The sequence below is a fragment of the Candidatus Neomarinimicrobiota bacterium genome (assembly GCA_022573815.1).
Lineage (GTDB): Bacteria > Fidelibacterota > SORT01 > SORT01 > SORT01 > JACZTG01.
The window spans coordinates 1-22726 of record JACZTG010000003.1; the positions used below are offsets into that span (position 1 = coordinate 1).

Below are 22726 nucleotides of genomic sequence, written 5' to 3' on the forward strand. Positions count from 1 at the left end.
GAGGAGCGGAAGCTGTCGGTCCGATACTTGTCGGGTTGGAAAAACCTGTTCATGTATTGCAAATCGGTTCATCCGAAGTTAAAGATGTGGTGAATATGACTGCGATAGCAGTCGTAAACGCTCAGAACATTGAGGAAGCAAATAAATAAAAAAATAAATTAGAATTCGGGACGGTTTGGGTAACGGCAGTGGATTAATCTTGACCGGGTTTGGTATTACCTAATGATAGTGCTAAAAACGAACATTTATGAGACACATTTTTAGTGTCCCAAAAAGGTATATCAAAACTCCTATTAACGATTAAATCGGTAATCATTTATCTTGCGAGATTTCATCCGATCGAGTAACTTTCATACTTAATTCCACCATACAATAATGGGAAGATATAAGAATTATGCACTCTGAGCCCAAACGCAAACTCGCCGCAATAATGTTCATGGACATGGTGGGCTATACAGCTCTTATGCAGAAGGATGAAGGCAAAGCGAGAGGATTGATCAAAAGACACCGTGATTTGGTCAAGCCTCATGTCGATAAGCACGGCGGTGAGATAATACAGTATGTAGGTGACGGAACGTTCTGCCGTTTCGACAGCGCCATAGAAGCTGTGAATGCTGCTCTTGAGATTCAGCATGTCTTTAAGTTAGAAGACGAAATATCACTACGTATCGGTATTCATGTCGGAGACGTAATGGTTGAAGGAGAAGAAGTTTATGGGGATGGTGTCAATGTTGCATCAAGGATAGAGCCTCTTGCTGAAGCAGGCGGCGTGTGTATTTCTGAAAGAGTTTATGATGACATTCGGAATCAATCTGAATTGGAAGCTCATTTATTAGGGGAAAGGGTTCTGAAGAATGTTGCACGGCCAATTAAAATTTATTCATTAATTCTTCAAGATAAAAAAATGTCACCAACGATGAGTCAAAATATTGATTCTGGTGGTAGATCAATTGCTGTATTGCCCTTCGTAAATATGAGTTCTGATCCGGAAAATGAATATTTTGGGGACGGGTTAGCTGAAGAGATCATAAATGCCTTAACTAAGATTCAAGATTTAAGGGTCGCTTCAAGGACATCTTCATTCTCATTTAAAGAAAGGAACGATGATATCCGTGAGATAGGTGAGAAGCTCAATGTAGATACGATTCTTGAGGGCAGTGTGCGAAGACAAGGCAAAAAACTTCGGGTAACGGCCCAGCTTATCAATGTGGAAGACGGCTATCATCTATGGTCCGAGAGATACGATAAAGAATTAGAAGAGGTCTTTGAAATTCAAGATGAAATCACCGAAAACATCATACAAGCGTTGGAGGTGATTCTCAGTGATAATGAGAAGAACTTAATCAAAAATAAGCCATCGGTAGACGTTAAAGCTTATGATTTCTATCTTCGTGCTCGAAAATTTATGCATAGTTTAACAAAGAAAAATTTTAATTATGCATTGAAAATGCTTTTTCGTGCGATTGAAATCGATCCCAATTATGCGATTGCATATGCAAGCATAGCTGAATGCCACTGTTGGCTTTATCTTTATCACGAGAGCAAGCAAGAAAATCTAATTAAAGCCGAGGAAGCGAGCCAAAGATCGATAGAGCTTGGACCTGATTTGGCAGAAACTCATGTGTCAAGGGGATATGCGGCATCTATCAATAAAAAGTATATCGAAGCAGAAAGTGAATTTAGAACAGCAATTGGAATTAATCCTAAATTATATGAAGCATACTATTTTTATGGCCGGACTTGCTTGGTTCAAGGCAAATTAGAAGAAGCTTCACAATTATTTGAGAAAGCAAGTGTTCTATTGCCCGAAGATTATCAAGCATTAAATTTTCTTGGTTCTGTTCTCAGAGGTCTTGGTGATATTGAAAAAGCGATTGAGGCTGAATCAGAGAGCTTAAAGAGAGTAGGGCACCACTTAGAGCTTAATCCTGATGACGTCCGTGCTCTTTATTTGGGTGCGTCCGTACACATTAAAATCGGAAATAAAAAATTGGGACTGGAATGGTCTAGTAAAGCGCTTGAATTAGAACCGGAAGATGTTGGAGTCCTATATAATGTCGCATGTAGTTATTCCTTGCTTGGTAAGATAGATGAAGCAATTGAATTGTTAGAGAAAGCAGTTGATGGCGGTTTTGATCATGTAGAATGGATAGAAAACGATTCCGATTTGGATCCGCTTCGAGACCATCCTAAATTTCAGTCACTAATTGAAAAATTGAAATAAGACCATTTTTTACACGCCCACCAACGTCCCAAATCTTAGAATAACGGGAGCTTCTGACAATTAGCATTTGAGACAGCAGTGTTATATCTCATATGCCATCTAATTAAACTGACTATTGAAATTAAGTTTGCAATTCAGTAAACTAATCTTACCGGGCGCATAGCTCAGTTGGTTTAGAGCGCCGCCCTTACAAGGCGGATGTCACAGGTTCGAGTCCTGTTGTGCCCACTTCTCGCTGATTGACAACCAAAAAACATCTTTCAACAGCCATTTGATCTTAACCTATCTCCGGATTCGACTTTTGTTGACAACGAGAACGATGTATGGTATATTTATGCCGAAGAATTTATGAAAGGAAATAATTACAACAGATGATTGTACACAGACCAAAATCTGTTTTGGATAAATTTTATATACCGGCAATATTACAAGGTTTGGCGCTTACTTTCAGGCACCTGATGGGGAGTCGTTTCACGATACAATATCCTGAGGAAACAGTGAAACATCATCCGGGCTACAGAGGGGCGCACAGGTTAAATAAAGACAGTAAGGGGAGGATAAAGTGTGTCGCATGTGAAATGTGCTCTACAGCTTGCCCCGCTAACTGTATAACAATTTCACCTTCGCCGTCTGAATGGATGGACAGGGAAAGAGTTCCCGAAAAGTTTGAGATCAATATGTTAAGGTGTATTTACTGCGGGATGTGCGAAGAAGCATGCCCGGAGGATGCAATAGAATTAACCTACATTGACGATTTAGTTTCTTATACTCGTTCTGAGATGATTTGGGACAAAGACAAGCTTCTTAGACAGTTTGATCTCACAATAAATAACCAACCAATGAAAACGGCGCAGCGTGGAGCATCTATGAAAGCGCTTCATGGGGCTGTGTAAAAAACGTTTTAAATTCATAGCGGAATTTTCATTCCGGGTAAGCGGGAAAAATTCTCATAGTGAATCGAGAGAATCTTTCCATACGGATAAGTGCGTCTTTAAATCATCAGCTTCCTATCCAATTATCTGTTCTTCGGCGAACGAGCGTATAAGCTAATGCAATTAGGCGATTATAAAATAAACCCAATAGAGTGCGGAACTTTAGGACTTGACGGCGGAGCAATGTTCGGGGTCATACCTAAGACTATCTGGGAAAAAACCAATCCCGCGGACGACCGGAACAGAATCACACTTGCAATGCGAGCGATGTTAATTCAAGGCAAGGGAATGAATTTACTTGTTGAGTGCGGCGCCGGAGATAAATTTAACGATAAGTTAAAGGGGATATATTCCATAGATTATTCTCAGTCTTCATTAGAATCTTCTCTCTCTAAAGCAGGTTTGAATAGAGAAGATATAACTCACATAGTGCTTACACATCTGCATTTCGATCATACTGGCGGAGCGACAAGACTGAACGGCGAAGGAGTATTATCGGCTACGTTTCCAAATGCGACTTACTTCATTCACCAGACACAGTGGGATACGGCGTTCAACCCTACGCCGCGTGACAAGGCGAGCTATTTTCATGAGAATTACGAATTACTAAAGACTAACGGTCAGCTGGAGCTCGTTCAAAATGAAGGAGAGCTATTTGCAGGAATAGAAACGATAGTTGTGAATGGGCATACTCCCGGTCAGATGTTGATCAAGATCAGCGGCGGAGAACGAGTTTTATTGTACATAGCAGACCTGGTCCCGACATCATCACATCTGCCCGTTCCGTTTTTAATGAGTTATGACCTGGAACCTCTTAAAACTATGGAGGAAAAAGAAAGGGTGCTTTCTCAAGCAGTTGAAGAGAACTGGATATTGTTTTATGGGCACGACCCTTTTATCGTAGCAACAGAAGTAATTAATAGTGACAAAGGATTTATTGCTGGAGAGGAGGTAAATATATGAGCTTGTACGGAACAAAAAAATTGTTCAGTGTGCAAGATGCCAGCGAGTTAATACCGGATCTGTCTGTAATGATAGACGAGTTTCGGGATAGAAAAAATAATTTTCTTAAGCTTAATAACGAGGTTATAGAATTAAGGAAAATTATAGAAGTAGATGAATACAGAAAGGAAGAACTTAGTAAAAAAGAAAGAATTCTTAAAGCTACTGCCGCTGAACTTGAAAATCTCATTATGCAAGTTAGAGATCTGGGTTGTCAATTGAAGGACCCTGAGGCCGGTTTAGTGGATTTTATTTCCGTGTATAAAGGTAAAAAAGTTTTTCTCTGCTGGAGACAGGGTGAGAAAGAAATAACGTGGTACCACGATATTAATTCCGGATTCTCAGGTCGGAAAGTAATCGAATATCCGGAAGAATTTAAGAACAATTAAGTAGGATGAATTAACGGAATCAGACTTAAAATATATGTATAACTTAAAACTGATAGCGAAAAGACAATGACAATTGAACCTAAAAATCAATATGAATATTTTTCAGTATTGTCGTTCGCTACCATAAAAAAAGATCGTATGGGGAAAATTAAATCTATGAATAATTTCACACCCTACACTGATCTTTATGGGAGAGTAAGATATGACGGAACAATTAACGCTTTACGTGATGTTAGGGTCATTGGCGATAGTCGTAGCTACTATCATCTTGGCAGCGATAAAAATTAGAAGTGTTACGGCGAACGCAAAAAATGGAAACAACTATAATGCGCAAAAATCCGGATACAACAGCGGGCCGTCGCAGAGCAGCTTACAGCGAAAAGAAAGAGATCTGAAGAAGAGAGAAAGAAATCTTGGCCAGCGAAAGGGAGTACTAAAGCAACAGGAAAAAATTATTTCCGACAAGAAAGCTGAATTGGATAAACTGATATCCGAAGAGACAGAAATATTATCGAAGATATCCGGGTTGTCGAAAGAGAAAGCCAAAAAGAATTTAATGAACAATCTCAAAAAACAGCTTGAGTCCGAAATGGCGCGGTTAAAGGAGCAGATTGAAGAAGAATCCCGAAAAACAATAAACGAAGAAATGTCAGAATTGATTGAAGAGTCATTGAGGAAACACGCAGAGGAATCCGGAACCGATCTTTCGTTTTCGGTATTTATGCTTCCGCGCGCGGAAATAAAAAGTTGGGTAATTGGTTCAAGTGGCAGAAATATTAGAACATTTGAATCAACAACAGGCGCAAAGCTTGTCATATCTCAATTTTCGGATGCTGTAGTAATTTCCAGCCCCAACAGAAATAAAGTAAGAATGGCGGAAGTGGCATTGGATGAACTTATTTCAATGGGTAAGATAACTCCTGAACTTATAATGGACAAAGTTGCCCATTTGAAAGAAGAATTTGTTGAGTTTTTTGAAGAAGACAGATAGATTCTATATCTTGAATATAAGAAGAAAGACAGAGAGCTGATGATAGAAGACAATTTGCAGGGGGAGATTAAAGACAATATCATAACTACGCGGATTAAGGATTTTGTCTCGTGGTCGAGAAAAAATTCTTTATGGCCGATGCCGTTCGGAACGGCATGTTGCGCTATCGAGCTTATGGCAACTCTTTCTGCAAGATATGATCTTGCAAGGTTCGGAGCCGAAGCGATTAAATTTTCACCCCGACAATCCGATTTGATGATAGTTGCCGGAAGGGTGTCAATCAAAATGATGCCGGTATTAATAAAAATATATGAGCAAATGCCCGAACCGAAATGGGTTATATCAATGGGAGCCTGTGCCTCAAGCGGAGGCGTATTCGATACCTATACTTTAGTTCAGGGAATTGACCAGTTTATTCCGGTTGACGTTTACGTTCCGGGCTGTCCACCGCGTCCTGAGGGACTGATTCACGCGGTTATGAAAATACAGGAGCAGATTACATCGGAGACAAGAGCAAGACCGTTAAGCGAAGTGCTTTAGATTAGAGGATTGGATGAAAGTTAGCGTAAGGACTGAAAGTTTTTTAAAACAAATTGACGGCACGCTGGTATTAGGTTTATTCAAAGGGGAAAAGCTCCCTGCATGGACGAAATCCCTTCCCGATAAAATTGGCTCTCAAATTGCCAACATTGTTGATGAAGAAAAATTTAAGGGTGATTGGTCCAAGACGGTAACTCTTAGAGGGCCCATACAATCGAAACTTCGAATAATTATTGTTGTGGGACTTGGAGATAGTTCAGATTGGAATGAAGAGAAAGCGAGACAGGCGGCAGGAATTTCCAGAAGCTCGCTTGGCAGCTCTCAACAGAAAAAAGTCGCAATGACGATTTTCGGGGCTGATAATGAATCAGAGACTGCGAAAGCGCAAGTAGAGGGATTTATCTTATCAGGCTACGAGTTTAATAAATATAAAACCTCAAAAGAGAGTGATAATAACAGCGTTCAAATCAGCTCGTTGGACCTAATAAAACTCAAAGGTTCTGTAGCTAATTCTCTAAAACGTGCAGTCAAAACCGGAAAGATATTTGCCGAGAGCGCAATGTTCGCCCGTAACCTTCAGATAGAACCCGGAAGCACCGCAACACCGACATTTCTTGCGTTACAGGCACGTAATATTGCCCGGAAATCATCACGGATAAAAGTAACGGTTTTTGACAGAGCAAAAATTAAAAAGCTGAAAATGGGAGCAATCGTAGGAGTTTCCCGGGGAAGTCAGGAGCCGCCAAGGTTTATTATTCTCGAATATAAAGGCGCTTCGCCCAAACGTAAGCCCATCGTTCTTGTCGGAAAGGGAATAACTTTCGACAGTGGCGGAATAAGCATTAAACCTTCCGCGAGTATGGAAGAAATGAAATATGATATGTCAGGCGCCGCGGCAGTATTGGGAGTGTTTCACGGCCTGATTAGCCTCGATATTAAAGAAAATGTTATAGGTGTGATTCCTGCTACGGAAAATTTACCGAGTGGCACGGCTTTAAAACCGGGTGACATCGTAAAGACGTATTCAGGAAAAACTATAGAGATTATTAATACAGACGCCGAAGGCCGATTGGTGCTTGCCGATTCTCTTGCTTATGCTGTAAAGAATTTTAATCCCTCTACAATTATCGATTTGGCTACACTCACCGGTTCTGTCGTGGTAGCTTTAAGTTCTCACGCATCCGCAATAATAGCCAATAATGCAGAACTCACAAAGAAGCTCGTCAGTTCGGGTGAATCTACGGGTGAAAGAATTTGGGAGCTGCCATTGTGGGACGAATATCGAGATCAGATAAAAAGTGATATTGCAGATATGAAAAATATAGGGAGTAAAGGTGGTGGAGCAATAACCGCAGCCGCACTATTAGAAAAATTTGTGGGAGATGTCCCGTGGGCGCACCTCGATATAGCGGGAACCGCGTATATTTCCAAATCACTACCCTATTCTCCAAAAGGACCTACAGGTGTAGGAGTCCGATTACTATTAGATTTTTTAAGCTGATGAATATTTACCAGAAAGGAATGAATTGATGACAGACCTAGGACACTTCGCATTACAACTTGGTTTGCTGTTATCAGTGGGAGCGATAATATTAGTTTATTTTGGTGTAAAATTAGAGCGTCCTGAATTAGTTAGGAGCGGAGAAAACGCCGTTCTGGCTGTTTTAGGATTGACAACTCTTGCAGTTTTTTCATTGGAATATCTGATGCTCACAAGTGATTTCAATGTAGAATACGTAGCAAAATATACAAGCCGGCCTCTTCCGGTCATTTACAAAATTGCGGCTCTATGGGGAGGTCAAGCAGGGTCTTTACTCTTCTGGCTCTTCCTTCTGGGAATTTACACGTCGGTTGTTGTGGTTCTTTATCGGTATAAACAGAGGCGATTGATGCCCTGGGTTGTGGGAACGACAATGGTCGTTTCGATATTTTTTCATCTAATGCTGGTCACAATGGCAGATCCATTTGTACGATTGGATTTTACTCCTGTTGAAGGAAACGGACTTAATCCGTTGCTACAGAATCCATATATGGCGATCCACCCTGTGATGCTCTATTTGGGGTATGTGGGCTTTGTTATTCCTTTCGCATTCGCTATTGGAGCGATGGCCACCAGACATATGGGAACCGACTGGATCAGGGCGATTAGAAGGTCAACCATGACAGCCTGGTTGTTTCTAACTATAGGTAATATACTCGGTATGAAGTGGGCGTATGTTGAACTCGGCTGGGGCGGTTATTGGGCATGGGATCCGGTAGAGAACGCTGCCATTTTACCCTGGTTTACCGGGACGGCATTCCTTCATTCCGTAATGATACAGGAAAAGAAAGGGATGTTAAAGATATGGAATATGGTGTTGATTATCCTGACATTCCTGTTAACAATTTTCGGAACATTTTTAACCCGAAGCGGAATCTTATCATCTGTTCATTCCTTTACGGAATCTCCTATAGGTCCGATGTTCTTCTCCTTTTTAGCGTTCATGACCGTGGCAAGTTTCGGGCTCTTATTTATGAGGTTAGATTCTCTTAAAAGCGAAAGTCAGCTTGAGTCTCTGGTATCAAGAGAAAGTACTTTCCTATTCAATAATCTCCTTTTGGTAGGAGCAGCATTCGCGGTTTTCTGGGGTACTATCTTTCCGTTAGTCTCTGAATTAGTGAAAGGAGTGCAGGTTACGGTCAGCGCGCCATTTTTCAATCAGATCACTGTGCCGATCGGTTTAGGGTTAATTCTTCTCACGGGATTGTGCACAATGATATCCTGGAGAAAAATGACGTTATCAAAATTCAGGAAGGCATTTTTGTATCCATCCATATTTTCAGGAGTCCTCGTAATTGTCCAGATAGCAGTCGGATTAAGGGGTTTTTATACTATTATGGGATTCACCTTTCTGTTCTTCACTTTTTATACCCTTGTCCTTGAGTTTTGGAACGGTACAGCTGCGAGAATGCGGATGACAGGAGAAAAAACCTTACAAGCGTTTAATGAGCTTGTGGGCAAGAACAAAAGACGCTATGGCGGATATATAGTCCATTTTGGGATGGTATCAATCTTTTTCGGATTTGTAGGTTCAGGTTCGTTCCAATTTGAAAAACAATTCTACCTTCAGGAAGGGGAATCAGTCAAATTAAAACATTATGATATTAAATTTGATACATTTTTCTTTGATAAAACACCCAGTTATGATGTAGCGATAGCTAATCTTGAAATTAGACGAGATGGCAAATTTATTACAACTATGAGACCTGAAAAACGATTTTATCCTCGCCAGGATCAACCTAGTACAGAAGTTGTAATCTATTCCACTTTTGCGGAAGATCTTTATCTGATTCTTGCAGGTTGGGATGAGGATGGCGCTACTATTAAGGCTTACATTAATCCTCTTGTTCGCTGGATATGGATCGGTGGATTGATCATCGTTTTTGGAACCGTGATCGCCATTGCTCCTGACGACGCATTACGGCGATTATCCGGTAGGAGGAAAAAAAGAGAACTGGAAGAGCGCATAAGCTAAAAAAGTTTTTTTATTCTCAAGAGCAATGAAGCAAGCGATATTCGCTCCCAGAATCTTCTGAACATCATCAGTGACAGGATGCTGCGCAATTTTGTTCCAAGGTTATAAGAATAAAGAGCAAGGGTAACTTTCCTATAAAAATCCTTCAATTCCTTGTTATACGGATACCACCAAAGCTGCGCTGGATTTTTAAGAGGATCAAAGTCCGCGAATTTCATATTGACCAGCTCGGTTAATCCGAATCTCGAATGAATTTTACCGAATCCGCTTTGCTTGACCCCTCCCCAGGGAGCGCCGGGTTCGCCAAACCCGTAAACTGAATCGTTTATAGTTACCTGTCCGGCGGTTATTCCATCCTGTATTTTTTTAGCGGTTTTGCGACTCTGTGTCCAGCCGCTGGCGGCAAGACCGTAAATTGAATCATTGGCAAGCTTTATCGCTTCCTCAACAGTTTCAACTACCATAACCGGTAATAACGGCCCAAACGTCTCTTCATTCATCACTAACATCGAATGATCAACGTTTATGAGAACCGTGGGCGGGAAATAAAGGTCGGAACCATCGCTGACAGAGTTTCCGCCTCCGCAAACAACCTTTGCTCCTTTCGCGACAGCGTCTTCCAAATGCCCGGATACGATCTGAATTTGTTCTTTCTGCGTCATTGGACCAATATCTGTATCGCTATCAAGCGGGTCGCCCATTTTAAGCGTATCAACTTCCCTTATCAAAGATAGAATGAATTTTTCGGAAATTTCTTTTTGGACATATACTCTCTCAATTCCGACGCAAGTTTGCCCTGCATTACAAAATGCTCCCCAAACTATGCCTTTCACGGTTCGATCTAAATTCGCATCATTGCAGACTATCGCAGCGTCTTTACCGCTAAGTTCGAGTATAACAGGAGTGAGGTTTTGCGCCGCCGAAGCCATAATTTTCTTGCCGGTTTCCACACTTCCCGTAAAAATTATTTTGCCTATTCCCTTGTGCTGTGTCATAAGCGGAGCATTTGAATCTGAAACGGCTAATATATTTATAACTCCTTCTGGAAAGTCCGCGTATTCAAACATCTCTTTTAGTTTAAACGCCGTGAAAATAGTTTGCAGTGCGGGTTTCAGGACAATTGTATTGCCGCATATGACAGTGCTTGCAATATCAATAAGAGGTATTACAAAAGGGTAATTCCAGGGCGAAATACTTAAGATAGTACCTATCGGCTCAAAAATTATCCTACCTTTTTTATGGGCAAATAGAGGTTGATGATATTCAGGTTTGATTTCGCTGAGAATTTTCTTAGCGTTTTTTCTTAAAAATTTCATATAATCGAGAGCGGGAATCAGTTCCATGCCTAATGCTTCGGTAAATGGTTTTCCCTGTTCAGTCGCTATAGTTTTCGCGACCTCCTCAAAATTTTCCAACAGCCAATCTTGCGCTTTTTGCAAGTATTTTAAACGATCTCGGATAGAAACAGATTTCCATAAAAGAAATGCTTCGTTCGCCCGTTCTATTGCGGCATTTATTTCTGCTTCATTGGAGAGAGGCACGTCGCCAACGGGAGTTCCCGTTGAGGGATTAAATGAAGTATACTTCGCTTCAGTCAACTAATTTGGGAATGAGTATTGATTATTGATGAACACATATTCAGGGAAGATAACTTTATGCCGGCGATTAAATCAAGCGTATAGAAGAATTTAATAATATTGAATTTATTATCCCTTTAAGTTAAATTATTTGCAATATTATACTAAAATATTGCAAAAACAGTGCGGTTTTAACTCTATGACAGATAAAAAAGCTTTAAATATAAACGAAAGTTTAGCCGGATTAAGGCCCGATCAATTGTCCGCTCTGATTGAACGGGCTGCTGAACTGAAGCTGGTGGGCAAGAAATGTTCACAGGAAGAGCTTGCAGATGCCATAGATAAGGCAAAAGGGAAGATTCAATCTGAAATGCTGTTCAGGCTCGGAGATAAATTAATTGATAACAATGATATTGAACTTTCGCTTATTATTTTAACATCTTCTGTGGGTGGAGCGGCAGGCGCCGAGCATGAATTGCCATTACAAAATTCTCTCGGTCTTGCATATTATATGAACGGCAAGTTAAAAGAGGCCATCGAAATATTTTCAAAACTTCTTAAAAGTAAAATGGATAATACTCTGAAAAGCTCCACACTTCACTATCTCGGTTTATCATATTTCGATGCGGGAACATATGCAGAGGCTATTAAGAAATTGGAAGCGGCAGCGAAATTATATGAATCTGATAAGAATATCGAAGCGGCTATTCCGCCCATTGAAGATGTCGCCCGTGTATATCAGGAACAGAATGAGCATGAAAAAGCGCTGAAAATTCTTGAAAAGGCATACGATTATTCAAAAGAAATAATGCTGGAGAATTATATAGCCAGAATTTCGGCATCAAAAGGGGAGAGTTTTATCGCCATCGGGAAATATCGGTCAGCTTCCGAAGCACTGGAATTCTCTCTACAGGACAGAACAAGTCCATTTGATACTTTAGACAGAATGAGATTGTTGGCACACTCTTATACCCTTGTAGGCTCCGACGAAAAAGCGGAAGTCGCATTTGAAGAGCTGTGCAAGCTTGCTGAAATCACCGGAGAGAAGGAGGAGATGATTAACTCTCTCGATCTGTTAGGCCGGCATTATAATAATGTGGAGAAGTACGCCGAGGCGAAAAGTATTTTGCGTCAGTCCTATAATTTGCGGCTTAAATATCAGGAGGAATCAGGAGCGGAATTTCCGGGCAGTTGGGAATTTTGCCAAATTCTTGAAAACGTGAATAAGATGGTGGAATTTCAAGAAGCGAAATACACGGATAAATTGGGTATCAAACCACATCCGGTTTATGATCTCAATGAGCAGGTGAAACAGAGTATGAGTAAATTGATTGAGCTGTTAGACTTAGGGATAGATGAACCTTCGGCATACGCGCTGAAGTATTCAGGAAAAAACCTTAAAGAAGCCACAAATGATTTCCAGAAAGAATACATTTTGCAGATATTAAGACTGTATGAATGGGATAAGGCAGCTGTTGCAAAGCATCTTGGTGTGTCCACAAGCAACTTATATCACTATCTTTACAAGCTAGGAATAGAGCGATAAAAGCTAAATATCTCTTGCGTTTCCCCTTAATTTATGATATTATTCAACGTAGGGAAAAAGTAGAAAGGTAATGTTATGCAAGGCGAATTGGATACAAGTCTTATAGATGCGGAAAGCACAATTGCTACCGGGGTAAGCGTGACGGAAGATGCCGCAATATACTTGAATGACCTGATGACTAAGGATGGTAAGGCCGGATTTGGTCTGAAAGTTGGAGTAAAAGGCGGAGGCTGCTCGGGTCTTCAATATGAGCTCACATTTGAAAACAATCCTGATGAGGGTTCCAAAATCTATAAAAGCAGCGGTCTTAGGATATTTGTTGACCTGAAAAGCTATTTTTATCTGAGGGGACTAACACTTGATTACTCCGGCGGATTAAATGGAAAAGGATTCGTATTTATGAATCCCAATGCCTCAAAAACATGTGGGTGTGGTTCTTCATTCGCGGCCTGAGCAAATCAAAATGAAATTTTAAAACGGTTCTTGAATTCAGGAACCGTTTTTTATTTTAATCTGAATAAGATTGAATTTTATCAGGTTTTCCGCATAAATTAACACACAATGAAATCTATTCGAATCCATGAGCATGGCGGTATCGAGAAGCTGGTTTACGAGGACGCCCCGGAGCCGCTTATCTCCCCGGGAAATGTGATTGTGAAGGTAAAAGCCTGCGCACTAAACCATCTTGACATTTGGGTTCGACAGGGACTCCCTAATGCGGATTTTCATCTGCCGCGGATTCCCGGCTCCGATATTTCAGGAATTGTTGCTGAAGTGGGAGAAGGAGTTACGGCGGTTCAGAGTGGGGATGAGGTTATACTTTATCCGGCATATTTTTGCGGAACCTGCGAGATGTGCTTATCGGGAAGGCAAACGCTCTGCGATTCATATTCTGCTTTTGGTACAATGCTCGACGGTGGCAATGCGGAGTATATCTCAGTCCCGGAGAGAAACGTAATACCAAAACCCGAAAACTTGGATTTCAATGAATCGGCTGCTTTCCCATTAGTTTTTCTCACTGCGTGGCATATGTTAGTTAGCTTAGGCAAGGTTAAAGAAGGGGATAAGGTTTTGGTGCATGCAGCGGGAAGCGGAGTTGGAATGGCAGCGATACAAATTGCCAGATTATTCTGTGCCCGTGTATATACTACCTCCTCCTCAGATGAAAAATTGGAAAAAGCTAAGGAAATTGGAGCTGACGTTACAATTAATTACGACTCGGAAGATTTTCTTAAATCCGTAAGAGATGATACGGACGGCGAAGGAGTTGATATTGTGATTGAGCATATAGGTCCGGCAACGTGGAAAAACAGCGTCAGGTCACTCAAAAAAGGTGGTCGGCTGGTGACTTGCGGAGCTACTACAGGTCCCGTTGCCGAATTGGAGCTTCGTAGAATTTTCAGCAATCAGATTTCAATACTCGGCTCCTATATGGGGTACCTGTCGGAACTTCACGACATAATCAGATATATAAGCTCGGGCGCCCTGAAGCCGATAATCGACAAAGTGTTCGATCTTAAAGACACGGCAGAGGCGCATAAGCGTATGGAACTGCGCAAACAATTTGGAAAAATAGTACTTAATCCGTAGGAAGAGATAACAGATGGCGGAGCATAATTTTGATTTGGTGGTTTTAGGAGGTGGACCGGGAGGATATATCGCCGCTATCAGAGCAAGACAATTAGGGATGAATACAGCATTGGTGGAGGATAAACATCTCGGCGGAATATGTCTGAATTGGGGTTGCATTCCCACGAAAGCGCTGCTGAAAAGCGCGGAATTATATAACGAAATAAGTCACGCTTCCAAATTCGGCATAATAACGGACGCACCGGCTTTTGATATGCAGAGTATCGTCAAACGCAGCCGGCAAACCGCGCAACGTCTAAGCAAAGGTGTAGGATTTCTTATGAAAAAGAACGATGTGACTGTTTTTGAAGCGCGTGGTTCGCTGAATGCCGATGCTGATCTGGTTTTATCCAATGGAGACCTGCTTAAAAGTAAGAATATTATTTTAGCTACGGGCGCACGACCGATAACCATACCGGGTATTGATGTGGACGAAAAGCAGATTATCACAAGCAGGACGGCAATGACTCTTGAGTCCATTCCTGAAAGCATTGCGATAATCGGCGGTGGCGCCATAGGTGTTGAGTTTGCCTACTTTTTCTCCACTTTTGGAGCGGATGTCACCATAATTGAAATGATGCCGCAACTTCTGCCGGTTGAAGATGAAGAAATAGCTCAAACAGTTGAAAAGAGTTTTATGAAAATGGGGATGAAAGTTAGAACTTCCACAGCGGTAAAAAAAGTAGAAAAAACTGACGGCGGATTGAATATCATTATCGAAAAAGAGGGGCAAGAGGAATCAATTTCGGCAGCGATTGTCCTGAACGCCGTAGGCGTGAGGGGAAATATTGAGGATATAGGATTGGAAGAAGCAGGTGTGGAAAATAACGGTCAGTTCATTGAAGCTGACAGTCAGTGCCAAACTTCACGCAAAGGAGTATGGGCAATCGGAGATGTTATCGGGCCTCCGTTATTGGCTCATGTAGCATCGGCGGAAGGGGTTGCAGTGGCGGAATTAATTGCGGGCAATCGGGAAAGCGGCATAGATTACAATGCGATACCCGGATGCACTTATTGCCAACCGCAAGTTGCGAGTTTTGGATTGACGGAAAAAGCAGCGCTTGAAAAAGGATTGGCGGTCAATGTGGGCCGTTTCCCTTTCAGAGCGAACGGTAAGGCGCTCGCTCTTGGAAATAGCGAAGGTATGGTCAAGCTGGTATTTAACAAAGAAGACGGAGAGCTTCTCGGCGCTCATATTGTGGGAGAGGACGCGACTGAGATGATCGGGGAATTGGTAATGGCAAGAACGCACGGCGCCACCTACGAATCTATATTGGAAACGATTCACGCTCATCCCACACTTGGCGAGTCGATTCCTGAGGCAGCCGGAGAGGCCTACGGTGAAGCGCTTAATATCTAATTCGGACAGGTCAATTGAACACATCAGGCTGGGATACCAATCGTATCTGAAAGCCCTGAATTTGCAATCTCGTCTTATGGATTTGAAAAAGGATGGCTTTGATGATGATTTTCTGCTAACTGTGGAGCATCCTCACACTTATACAATAGGCTCCGCAGGCTCAAAAGAGAATTTGCTGGTGAATGATGACTACCTGAAAGCGAAAGGAATCGACCTGCATTTTTCGGGGAGAGGAGGGGATATTACCTATCACGGACCGGGTCAATTGGTGATTTATCCGATATTGGATCTGAATCATTATTATAAAGACCTGCATCGGTATCTTAGAGATTTGGAGGAAGTGATAGTCCTTACTCTGAGAAGATTTGATATTGATGCCGGGAGAATTAAAGGTTTAACCGGAGTTTGGGTGGGCGAAAGAAAGCTCGCTTCAATCGGTATCAGGATGTCCAAATGGATTACAATGCACGGCAGTGCATTGAACGTTTCTCCCGATCTAACTCTTTTTGACAATATCATTCCGTGCGGGATTAAAGATAAATCAGTATCCTCTATATCTGAAATTCTTGATAAACCGGTGCAAATTGAAAATGTGATTCCCGAGTATTTGTCGGCGTTTTCGGAAGTTTTCGGAGTGACTCTGAACGAAAATAAAGACTCTTCTTATTGGATTATTTCTGAAACAGTTTCCAACACAAATTATAATACCGAAGAAAAGATAACCGATGGCGTTTGAACCAAAAGCAGATACGGCAACTAATCAAGACAATCAGCATAATTTTGAAAGACTGATCAAAGCTTACACCCTTATGCACACTTCACGGCAGCTCGACCATAAGATGCTTAATCTGATCAAGCAGGGAAAAGGTTTTTTCCATATAGGCGCGGCAGGTCATGAAGCGGCGCAGCTTGCGGCAGCGCTGAATTTGAAGGGCGGCGAGGATTGGTCATTCCCGTATTACAGGGATATTGCGTATGTGCTTGGGCTGGGGATGACACCGGAAGAGATAATGATGTGTTTCACGAGCCGGGCGGAAGATCCGAATTCCGGCGGCAGACAGATGCCTGCTCATTATGGGCATAAAGAGCTGAAGATAGTTTCACAATCAAGTCCGACGGGAACACAATATCTTCAGGCTGTGGGTGTCGCATTGTCGCTTAAAAAACAGGGCAGCGAGAATGTCGTATATGTTTCTTCGGGAGAAGGAACCACAAGTCAGGGTGATTTTCATGAAGCGCTGAATTGGGCATCGCGAGAGAAACTTCCGGTCATTTTCTTTATAGAAAACAACAAATACGCTATTTCAGTACATATATCGGAACAGACATCCGGAAGCTCTGTCTATGAAATGACAAAGGGTTATGAAGGACTGACGAGATATGAAATGGATGGAACGGATTTCGAATCATCTGATAATCTAATGAAGGAAGTAGTAGCTAACGTCAGGCGGGGAAATGGACCTGCGTTAGTGGAAGCAGATTGTGTCAGGCTTATGCCTCATTCGTCATCGGATGACCAGAAGAAATATCGCGATGAAGAAGAGCTCTCTTCAGATAGTAAGCGAGATCCGATAATCATATTAAAAGATTTCCTTTTACGGGAAAAAGCGCTGACAGAATCTCAAGACGATTCAATAAGCAGCGCTGCCGTAGCCGATGCGACCAGAGTCACAGAACTTGCGTTCACAAAGGAAGAAGCCGGAGCTGAAACAGCCGTAAAGTACGTTTTTGATGAGAGCGGAAAGGCGGATTCACTTGAATACGAAAAATCAGAACCGTCAGGCGAGCCTGTAGTAATAGTGGATGCGATCAACCATGCCTTGCATGAAGAGATGGACCGCGACCATAAAATAATAGTGTTCGGACAGGACATAGCGGATGGCAAAGGTGGAGTATTTACCGTAACTAAAGGACTTTCCACTAAATTCGGGTCGGACAGGGTATTCAACAGTCCGCTTGCGGAAGCGAGTATTGTGGGGGTGGCAATCGGTTTAGCTTTGAACGGCTTTAAACCGGTAGTGGAGATACAATTTGCCGATTATGTGTGGACTGCAATGATGCAGATAAGGAATGAACTATCCACAATGCGGTACCGTTCCAATAACAACTGGGAATGTCCCGTTGTCATACGGATTCCATGTGGTGGATATATTCACGGTGGGCTTTATCACAGTCAGAACATTGAAGCGATATTCGCGCATCTGCCCGGCATAAAGATTTGTATGCCTTCCAATGCGGCGGATGCCAAGGGACTGCTGAAAACGGCAATCAGGGGTAAAGATCCGGTCATATATTTAGAGCATAAGGGGATTTATCGTCAGCCGTTCGCTAAATCACCTGAACCGGATGAAGATTATTTGGTTCCATTCGGTAAAGCAAAAATTGTCAGGGAAGGAAATGATCTAACCATCGTTACATACGGCGCGATGGTCAAACGTTCTCTTGATGCGGCTGATAAATTTAATCAGGAGTCAGGAGCTTCTATAGAGATCATTGATATCCGATCGATCGTACCGCTGGACCTGGATACCATCTTAACTTCGGTGGAAAAAACATCTCGACTGCTTATAGTACACGAAGACAGCATCTTTCAAGGATTCGGCGCCGAAATAGCGGCACAGGTTTCAAATAAAGGATTCAGTTTTTTAGATGCGCCTATCGGGCGCGTGGCGGCATTGCACACTCCGATTCCTTATGCTCCAATCCTTGAAAAGCGGATATTGCCTGATATTGACGATATTTACGATGCTTTAAAGTCACTTTCGGAATATTGATTATAACAGGTTCAAAGAGGGGACACAGAAGTGGCTAAGCTGCATGAACATCAGGGGAAAGTTCTCTTCAAAGAAGCGGGAATTCCAGTTCCGGAAGGTTCCCTGGCAAGCAGTCCCGACGAAGCAGCGGAGATTGCGAGTAAACTCAAATCTCCCGTTGTAATCAAGATGCAGGCATGGACTACGGGAAGAGCGGGGCTTGGAGGGATAATATTTGCGGATTCTCCGAAACAGGCTCGGGACGGAGCAGCTGATATTCTTGGGAAAGAAGTAGAAAATTTTGTTGTTGAAAATGTGCTGGTAGAAAAGAAGCTGAATATTGAGAAGGAATTTTATGCGGGAATCGTGATTGATGACAAATCAAGAAAACCCGCCATGATATTTTCTTCCGTAGGCGGAACAGGGATAGAGGAGATAGCGCAAAAATTTCCCGATAAAATCTCACGAATGTCTATTGACGTTATTGAAGGATTAAAGGATTATCAGGCGCGGGAACTGGTGAAACGGACAGGACTAACCGGAAAACTGCAATTACGTATAGCGGGAATACTCGTAAAATTATTTAACTTAGCGCGGAAATATGAAATGCGGTCTGCTGAAATAAACCCGCTTGTTCTTACTGATGAAGATAAATTAATTGCCGCCGATAGCCGTATAACCATAGACGATTCGGCAGTTTTTAAACACCCGGAACTCGGAATTGAAATTGCGAGAGAGTTAGATCATCCGCCTTCTGAATTGGATAAGATTGCATGGAATGTCGAGAAGGACGATTACCGCGGAACTTTCTATTTTATACAAATGGCTCAGGGTTTTTCAATGGAGGAGCGTTACGTGGGATTTCACGGAGCGGGCGGCGGCGGTTCGATGATGTCAATGGACGCTCTTATGAATAAGGGTTTCAAACTCGCTAATTTTGTTGACACAAGCGGAAATCCTCCCGCGTCTAAAGTGTACAGAGCAGCGAAAATCATTCTCTCTCAAAAAAATATTGTCGGCTATTTCGGATCGGGTTCCGGGGTTGCATCGCAGGAGCAATTTCACTCTGCGAGAGGATTAGTTAAGGCGTTCAGGGAAGAAAATATTTCGATCCCTGTTGTCATTCGGCTTGGCGGAAATCAGGAAGATAAGGCAATTGAAATACTTACAAATTATACGGCAGACCTGCCCGCACCCGTCGAGGGCTACAAGAAAAATGACAGCGCCGATTTCTGTGCCGACAGGATGAAAGCATTGGTGGATTCCTTCGATTATTCATCGGCAAATGGAGCGTCGTTTGTTCCTCCAAAAGCGGAAAAACCGTATTCATTTAAAACTCTCACGGGAGAGATAACTTACGACCATGCCCTTTGTCTTGATTGCAAAGATAAACCTTGCATTGAATCGTGCGGTCCGGAAATACTAAAACTTGAAGATAATCTGCCCGTATTAGCCATCAGCGATGAAGATGCCGCAAAAGGAAAATGCACCGAGTGCTTAGCCTGCGAACAGGAATGTTACTTTCACGGGAACAAAGGCGCTTATATCAGCCTTCCGATAGAGGGATTAGTAAATTGAAGAAATTTACCTCTGAAAAACTTGGACGTTTGGATCTCAGGAATGACTTACGAGAGAAAATTCTACCGCTCTGTAGATTGAAAATGGGTGAAATTTGGGAGGATGGCATTTCGGGACACAAAGTTGGAGTTCTTGATGCGACGAGTATAGATGATGTTAACAGCATTATGAATGGTGATAAAGCTACCTTAGCCGTGAATGACCCGCCATATAATGTCGCTGTGGGTAATGCCAACACGGCAAATTTATCAAAAATTGATATGAGCAAATATCTATCGTTTTCTGAAAAGTGGATAAAAAATGTCGTCTCGGTTATGAGAGAAAACTCTCATTTTTACTTATGGTCAGGAGCAGATCAGAGGGACGATTTCCAACCTCTTCCTGATATTATGATTCTGCTTCGAAAATTTGAGGAACTTAAGTCGCGGAATCTGATCACAATGCGAAATCAGAGAGGATACGGCACTCAGAAGAACTGGATGTGGGTTCGTCAGGAACTTCTGTATTATATTAAAGGTGAGCCGTAATTTAATGTTGATGCGGTTTACACGGATATACCCAAAATATTGCGAGGTTATTATAAGAACGTTAAGGGCGAGATGACAGAAAATCTCCAACGGAGCAAGTCGAACAACATTCGAGCGGGAAATGTGTGGGTAGATATTCAGCAGGTATTCTATCGTATGGAGGAAAATGTTCCCGGCTGCTACGCGCAAAAACCGCTGAAAGCGATAGAGCGTATAATTGAATCAGGAACGAACGAAGGCGATCTTGTCATTGATTTCTTCGCTCATTCCGGGACGACTCTGATAGCGGGAGAACTATTGAACCGAAAAGTTTATACTCTTGAATTAGACCCGATTTTCGCCGAACTGACCATCAGACGACTGGAAAATTACCGGAGCAACGGCAAGACAGGATGGCAGTGGAAGAATCCGTTTCCTGAATTAGAAGAGACTGAAGCATTAGAAGAGGTAAATTAATTGGCGATTTTGATTGACGAAAAGATGAGCGTGATAGTGCAGGGAATCACCGGACGTGAGGGAATGGCTCGGACTAAGCTGATGATGGAATACGGCACGAATGTTCTGGCTGGTTGCACGCCGGGCAAAGGGGGTCAGGAGGTTTTAGGGCTTCCGGTTTATGATACTCTTTTAGAAGCAACGGAAAAGCACGGCGTATTTGATGTCAGCGTGGTTTATGTTCCCGCTCCGTTAGTTAAAAACGCAGCGCTTGAGGCAATTGATGCGGGAATTAAACTTATCGTTCTTGTCCCTGACAGGGTTCCTGTGTGGGATGTGATGGAGATCGCCCGAGCAGCGGAAGCGAACGGCGCGCAATTCGTCGGCCCCAACACGTTAGGCGTATTGAGCGTGGATAAAGCGGTTTTGGGAATGATAGGCGGTAACGCGAAATCAGCAAGGGAATGGTTCAAAAAGGGAAATGTGGGCGTTGCTTCCCGGAGCGGAGGAATTACTTCCTCCATCGGCTATTATCTCTGTCAGTCGGGTATCGGACTATCCACACTGGTACATGTGGGGGGAGACCCAATTGTGGGACTGCCACATCCGAGTGTGATGGAGCTGTTTGAAACAGACAGTGAGACCGAAGCGGTGGTGATGTTCGGGGAAATCGGAACTTCACAGGAAGAACAGGTTGCCGATTTGATTGAAAGCGGGAACTTTACGAAACCGCTCATTGCGTATATAGGCGGAAAAGCCGCCACATCGGGAACTCGATTCAGCCATGCGGGAGCCATAGTAGAGGGAAACAGCGGCACCCACGCAGGGAAGGTAAAACGTCTGAGAGAGGTAGGTGTCACTGTGGTTGATGAGTTCGGCGACCTGCCGGAAGCGACAAATAAATTGCTAAAATCATTAGCATAATTTAGAGAATTTGATATGACAGAAGAAAAATGGAAAACAGCGATAACCGAAATTGAACCGAATAAAATTAAACTTCGGGGTTATCCGCTGGACGAGCTCATGGGAAACATCTCTTTTGCCGAGGCTGTGTACCTCGCCTTGAGAGGCGAACTTCCCACGCCTGAAGTCGGTAAGCTGATAGACGCCATCTTAGTATCGTCTATAGACCACGGTGTAACACCGCCTTCGGCATTAGCAGCGATCAATTCGGCATCCACAGGCGCTCCCTTGAACGCCGCTGTGGCGTCGGGTATTCTGGCAATCAACAAATACCACGGCGGAGCGATAGAGGCTTGTATGGAGATGCTTCAGGCGGGGAAATCGCAAGTGGACAGCGGAAACTCTGCTCAGGAAGCGGCGAAAAATCTTGTGGAGGAATATCGGAATGCGAAGAAACGAATGTCGGGATTCGGACATCGTATTCATACCGATGATCCCCGCACCAAACGACTATTTGAATTAGCGGAAGAGGCGGGACAGTCCGGGACTTTCATTGAATTGATACGATCTATCCAATCCGAACTTGAGATTTCAGCAGGCAAAAAACTACCTATCAATGTGGACGGAGCAATTGCGGCGGTGTTATGTGAATTGGATTTCTGGACGAATCTTGCCAATGCCTTTTTCATAATGGCTCGTGTGCCCGGCTTGGTAGCTCACGCCGCGGAAGAACAGGAACGTCAGCGTCCCATGCGAAAAATAGACCCGGCGAACCATGAATACGACGGTCCTTCGGAACGACACCTTGATGATTAAGAGGAGCAA

Annotated in this window: 19 protein-coding genes, 1 tRNA gene and 1 pseudogene; 20 read left to right on the top strand and 1 reads right to left on the bottom strand. The window is 42.8% G+C overall.

The window, feature by feature from the left end; genetic code table 11:
• From IIB39_01615 to IIB39_01660, 10 genes are all read left to right on the top strand, one after another.
• Positions 1-149, top strand: a 149-nt coding sequence (locus tag IIB39_01615) for a hypothetical protein (protein ID MCH8927395.1), incomplete at its 5' end; no start/stop codon positions are given.
• Positions 150-394: 245 nt separating this feature from the next.
• The gene (locus IIB39_01620) at positions 395-2224 is read left to right on the top strand and encodes a tetratricopeptide repeat protein (GenBank protein ID MCH8927396.1); all 1830 of its coding nucleotides are present in this window, start codon (positions 395-397) and stop codon (positions 2222-2224) included.
• Positions 2225-2377: 153 nt separating this feature from the next.
• A tRNA-Val gene (locus IIB39_01625) sits at positions 2378-2452 on the top strand.
• 143 nt (positions 2453-2595) lie between these two features.
• Positions 2596-3117 (top strand): NADH-quinone oxidoreductase subunit I, encoded by a 522-nt coding sequence (locus IIB39_01630; GenBank protein ID MCH8927397.1) that lies wholly within the window; start codon positions 2596-2598, stop codon positions 3115-3117.
• A gap of 156 nt (positions 3118-3273) precedes the next feature.
• Positions 3274-4119, top strand: coding sequence for an MBL fold metallo-hydrolase (locus tag IIB39_01635; protein ID MCH8927398.1), 846 nt, complete (start codon positions 3274-3276; stop codon positions 4117-4119).
• Complete coding sequence (locus tag IIB39_01640; GenBank protein ID MCH8927399.1) at positions 4116-4547, top strand: DUF2203 domain-containing protein; 432 nt, start codon at positions 4116-4118, stop codon at positions 4545-4547. The genes IIB39_01635 and IIB39_01640 overlap by 4 nt, the downstream gene beginning before the upstream one ends.
• 202 nt (positions 4548-4749) lie before the next feature.
• Positions 4750-5538 carry a DUF3552 domain-containing protein gene (locus IIB39_01645; protein ID MCH8927400.1) on the top strand — a complete coding sequence of 263 codons (789 nt, stop codon included), beginning with the start codon at positions 4750-4752 and terminating at the stop codon, positions 5536-5538.
• Between the two features lie 39 nt (positions 5539-5577).
• On the top strand, positions 5578-6078 hold the full coding sequence (locus tag IIB39_01650; GenBank protein ID MCH8927401.1) for an NADH-quinone oxidoreductase subunit B: 501 nt from the start codon (positions 5578-5580) through the stop codon (positions 6076-6078).
• A gap of 13 nt (positions 6079-6091) precedes the next feature.
• The gene (locus tag IIB39_01655) at positions 6092-7579 is read left to right on the top strand and encodes a leucyl aminopeptidase (GenBank protein ID MCH8927402.1); all 1488 of its coding nucleotides are present in this window, start codon (positions 6092-6094) and stop codon (positions 7577-7579) included.
• Positions 7580-7607: 28 nt separating this feature from the next.
• Entirely contained in the window at positions 7608-9593 is a 1986-nt protein-coding gene (locus IIB39_01660) for a heme lyase CcmF/NrfE family subunit (GenBank protein MCH8927403.1), read from the top strand.
• Here IIB39_01660 and IIB39_01665 read toward each other — a convergent pair.
• A complete protein-coding gene (locus IIB39_01665) occupies positions 9590-11191 on the bottom strand; it encodes an aldehyde dehydrogenase family protein (protein MCH8927404.1) in 1602 nt (533 codons plus the stop codon). The genes IIB39_01660 and IIB39_01665 overlap by 4 nt on opposite strands.
• A 178-nt stretch (positions 11192-11369) precedes the next feature.
• Here IIB39_01665 and IIB39_01670 point away from each other — a divergent pair, with 178 nt between their 5' ends.
• From IIB39_01670 to IIB39_01715, 10 genes and pseudogenes are all read left to right on the top strand, one after another.
• Positions 11370-12716, top strand: coding sequence for a tetratricopeptide repeat protein (locus tag IIB39_01670; GenBank protein MCH8927405.1), 1347 nt, complete (start codon positions 11370-11372; stop codon positions 12714-12716).
• A 75-nt stretch (positions 12717-12791) separates the two neighbouring features.
• The gene (locus IIB39_01675) at positions 12792-13169 is read left to right on the top strand and encodes an iron-sulfur cluster assembly accessory protein (GenBank protein MCH8927406.1); all 378 of its coding nucleotides are present in this window, start codon (positions 12792-12794) and stop codon (positions 13167-13169) included.
• 108 nt (positions 13170-13277) lie between these two features.
• A complete protein-coding gene (locus IIB39_01680; protein ID MCH8927407.1) occupies positions 13278-14306 on the top strand; it encodes a zinc-binding dehydrogenase in 1029 nt (342 codons plus the stop codon).
• Between the two features lie 13 nt (positions 14307-14319).
• Positions 14320-15705 carry a dihydrolipoyl dehydrogenase gene (gene lpdA / locus IIB39_01685; GenBank protein ID MCH8927408.1) on the top strand — a complete coding sequence of 462 codons (1386 nt, stop codon included), beginning with the start codon at positions 14320-14322 and terminating at the stop codon, positions 15703-15705.
• Positions 15698-16441 (top strand): lipoyl(octanoyl) transferase LipB, encoded by a 744-nt coding sequence (lipB, locus tag IIB39_01690; GenBank protein MCH8927409.1) that lies wholly within the window; start codon positions 15698-15700, stop codon positions 16439-16441. Before lpdA ends, lipB begins: the two co-directional genes overlap by 8 nt.
• Positions 16431-18479 carry a dehydrogenase E1 component subunit alpha/beta gene (locus tag IIB39_01695; GenBank protein ID MCH8927410.1) on the top strand — a complete coding sequence of 683 codons (2049 nt, stop codon included), beginning with the start codon at positions 16431-16433 and terminating at the stop codon, positions 18477-18479. Before lipB ends, IIB39_01695 begins: the two co-directional genes overlap by 11 nt.
• Positions 18480-18509: 30 nt before the next feature.
• Positions 18510-20036, top strand: coding sequence for an acetate--CoA ligase family protein (locus tag IIB39_01700; protein MCH8927411.1), 1527 nt, complete (start codon positions 18510-18512; stop codon positions 20034-20036).
• A pseudogene (locus IIB39_01705) lies at positions 19973-21019 on the top strand (site-specific DNA-methyltransferase). Before IIB39_01700 ends, IIB39_01705 begins: the two are co-directional and overlap by 64 nt.
• Positions 21020-21922: a CoA-binding protein gene (locus IIB39_01710; GenBank protein MCH8927412.1), complete on the top strand. Its 903-nt coding sequence runs from the start codon at positions 21020-21022 to the stop codon at positions 21920-21922.
• A gap of 15 nt (positions 21923-21937) precedes the next feature.
• A complete protein-coding gene (locus IIB39_01715; GenBank protein ID MCH8927413.1) occupies positions 21938-22717 on the top strand; it encodes a citryl-CoA lyase in 780 nt (259 codons plus the stop codon).
• Positions 22718-22726 lie beyond the last annotated feature (9 nt).

Coding starts and splice junctions, on each gene's coding strand:
- IIB39_01635 (MCH8927398.1), top strand. CDS start 3,274: ATGCAATTAGGCGATTATAAAATAAACCCAATAGAGTGCGGAACTTTA.
- IIB39_01675 (MCH8927406.1), top strand. CDS start 12,792: ATGCAAGGCGAATTGGATACAAGTCTTATAGATGCGGAAAGCACAATT.
- IIB39_01670 (MCH8927405.1), top strand. CDS start 11,370: ATGACAGATAAAAAAGCTTTAAATATAAACGAAAGTTTAGCCGGATTA.
- IIB39_01680 (MCH8927407.1), top strand. CDS start 13,278: ATGAAATCTATTCGAATCCATGAGCATGGCGGTATCGAGAAGCTGGTT.
- IIB39_01715 (MCH8927413.1), top strand. CDS start 21,938: ATGACAGAAGAAAAATGGAAAACAGCGATAACCGAAATTGAACCGAAT.
- IIB39_01650 (MCH8927401.1), top strand. CDS start 5,578: ATGATAGAAGACAATTTGCAGGGGGAGATTAAAGACAATATCATAACT.
- IIB39_01640 (MCH8927399.1), top strand. CDS start 4,116: ATGAGCTTGTACGGAACAAAAAAATTGTTCAGTGTGCAAGATGCCAGC.
- IIB39_01695 (MCH8927410.1), top strand. CDS start 16,431: ATGGCGTTTGAACCAAAAGCAGATACGGCAACTAATCAAGACAATCAG.
- IIB39_01620 (MCH8927396.1), top strand. CDS start 395: ATGCACTCTGAGCCCAAACGCAAACTCGCCGCAATAATGTTCATGGAC.
- IIB39_01660 (MCH8927403.1), top strand. CDS start 7,608: ATGACAGACCTAGGACACTTCGCATTACAACTTGGTTTGCTGTTATCA.
- IIB39_01645 (MCH8927400.1), top strand. CDS start 4,750: ATGACGGAACAATTAACGCTTTACGTGATGTTAGGGTCATTGGCGATA.
- IIB39_01630 (MCH8927397.1), top strand. CDS start 2,596: ATGATTGTACACAGACCAAAATCTGTTTTGGATAAATTTTATATACCG.
- lpdA (MCH8927408.1), top strand. CDS start 14,320: ATGGCGGAGCATAATTTTGATTTGGTGGTTTTAGGAGGTGGACCGGGA.
- IIB39_01655 (MCH8927402.1), top strand. CDS start 6,092: ATGAAAGTTAGCGTAAGGACTGAAAGTTTTTTAAAACAAATTGACGGC.